The sequence below is a fragment of the Streptococcus sp. k-378 genome (assembly GCF_013277505.1).
GTDB classification, from domain to species: Bacteria; Bacillota; Bacilli; order Lactobacillales; family Streptococcaceae; genus Streptococcus; species Streptococcus pseudopneumoniae.
The window spans coordinates 1-538 of the sequence record NZ_VMNC01000126.1 but is presented as its reverse complement, the minus strand read 5'-3'; the positions used below and the strand labels follow the sequence as shown (position 1 = coordinate 538).

The window sequence follows — 538 nt, the reverse complement described above, 5'->3', positions numbered from 1 at the left end:
AACCTGCGGCTAGCTTCCTAGTTCGCTCTTTGATTTTCATTGAGTATAAATCAAGCGACTTTATTCAAAAAGTGCTATAATAGAATTAGAAAATCGGAGGAAATATTATGAAGCTTATCAATACGACAAACTCACACTCGCAACTTGTAAAAAATCAGCTAGAAAGTACCGATGCAACCCTTGTTGAGGTTTATTCTGCAGGGAATACAGATGTTATTTTTACCCAAGCGCCGCTTCACTATGAAATCCTCATCTCAAACAAACACCGTGCTATTCGTGAGCCTGAAATCGAAACCATTCAAGAATTTTTCTTGAAACGTAAAATTAATAAGGACTCTATTGATGAAGCCAATATCAAGACACTCTACTCAGAGAAATTAATTGGAATTTCAATCCCAATCCAGTGAGGAAATTGAGTAAAAACTCTACTTGAGCGAAAGTCCAATAAGTCTTCCCACAATAAAACGCATAGTATCAAGGTACACTATTATGCGTTTTTATATAGTAGATTGAAACTATAATAGTACACCTCTACTTC

1 protein-coding gene is annotated in these 538 nt (G+C 35.5%); it reads left to right on the top strand.

Going from position 1 to position 538, the window contains the following annotated elements; genetic code table 11:
• Positions 1-107: 107 nt before the first annotated feature.
• Positions 108-407 carry a DUF1827 family protein gene (locus tag HT719_RS10325; RefSeq protein ID WP_000767185.1) on the top strand — a complete coding sequence of 100 codons (300 nt, stop codon included), beginning with the start codon at positions 108-110 and terminating at the stop codon, positions 405-407.
• The last annotated feature ends 131 nt before the right edge of the window (positions 408-538 follow it).